Origin of the sequence: Psychrobacter immobilis, from assembly GCF_904846285.1 — a bacterium.
In the GTDB taxonomy this organism is placed as follows: Bacteria; Pseudomonadota; Gammaproteobacteria; order Pseudomonadales; family Moraxellaceae; genus Psychrobacter; species Psychrobacter immobilis_D.
Map to the genome: position 1 here is coordinate 1 of NZ_CAJHAD010000056.1, position 1,362 is coordinate 1,362.

At 41.0% G+C, this 1,362-nt stretch carries 1 protein-coding gene; it reads right to left on the bottom strand.

Features of this window, described 5'->3' with window-relative positions:
• Window positions 1-213: 213 nt before the first annotated feature.
• Window positions 214-1,233, bottom strand: a complete 1,020-nt coding sequence (locus JMX13_RS13500; RefSeq protein ID WP_201613326.1) for a transposase — start codon at window positions 1,231-1,233, stop codon at window positions 214-216.
• Window positions 1,234-1,362 lie beyond the last annotated feature (129 nt).

Sequence of the window (1,362 nt, forward strand, 5' to 3'; positions counted from 1 at the left end):
ACGGTATATTACCGAGATGGTAATTTACTAGGGCTATCGTCCTTAGTGGCTATCGATGAGCAAGGGGGCGTTGTGGCATTATTGAGCAATGGCATACCAAATAATGCACAACAGGGGAGTGATGGTGTTAAGTTGATGATCTATGAGCATCTTGCTAAAGCGCTCTAAAGGTTTGTATTGAATGAAAGTCATTACTACATATATTATTAGGACTTACGCAACCTTCAGCCTAGGCGAGCGTAACTGCTCGCAGAGGTAGTTATCAAGTAAGCCATGTTTTAACTGATATACCGTTTTCTTTGTTTGCTTAGCAATACGGGTCAAGCATACCCAAACCAATATAGAACAACAAATATGATTGCGTTGAATACGTGCTTTGCGACACTGATTAGACTCTATGCCTGTTAACTGCTTAATCTCTCTATGAAACTGCTCAATCTTCCAGCGTATGGCGCACACCTGTTGTACGTCATTACGATTAGCTTGAGTGGTATCGTTGGTGACGACCCAATCCGTGCGGTGAGTACTCACCACGACCCGAAACAATTGCACTTTATAATCTTTAGGGAACTTATTTATCTTAATCAACTTGCCGTTATCTTGTTCTGCCTCTGTCCATTCTAAAGTACTTACTGCGCTATAAGCTCGTTGTCCTTTGGAGTCATCAACCAAACGGTTGCTCTTAAGCGGACAGTAAAATATTTTATCCAAACCATCAATGGTGAGCATGATGTCTTTGGTGGCATACCAGCTGTCCATAAGCACGGTTTTAAATGCCAGCTGCTTGTACTCAATACTGTGCTGTAGCATGTCTTTTAAATGATCAAGCTTGGTTTTACCATCAATGGCTTTGTCATAAATACGATAGTCAATAACCCAATACTGCTGGGTGTGCGGGTTAACGTAGATGCAGTTCACAAGGCCAATGCATTTAATCAAGCGCTTGGCGTTACCACTGTACTGGCGGTTGACCAGTTCTATCTTGTGACTATGGTCTTTGTCTAATACAGTATCATCAAAGATCAGGTAACCATCAGCATGGGATACAAGGTCTTGTTTGACTTGCTCCCAGACTAGACGGGGTTTGAGCTTATCGCCTTTCAAATAGCGATTGATACGGTCATGACTGATATTCTCAGGATGATGATCAGCATAATTAGTAATGGTGTAGTTTATTTGACTCACCATGAGATATTGGCAATAATCTAGTCGGGTTACTTTGGGCTTTTTCATGACTTTATGCTACTACGTTATTCTTGAGGTTAGCAATACTTATTCGGTTTTGCGTAAGTCCTAAGATAAAAAGATAATAGTAGGTACGAACGCTTGGCATCTTAACAAAGCCTATCCATAATGCTACTA

Coding starts and splice junctions, on each gene's coding strand:
- JMX13_RS13500 (WP_201613326.1), bottom strand. CDS start 1,233: ATGAAAAAGCCCAAAGTAACCCGACTAGATTATTGCCAATATCTCATG.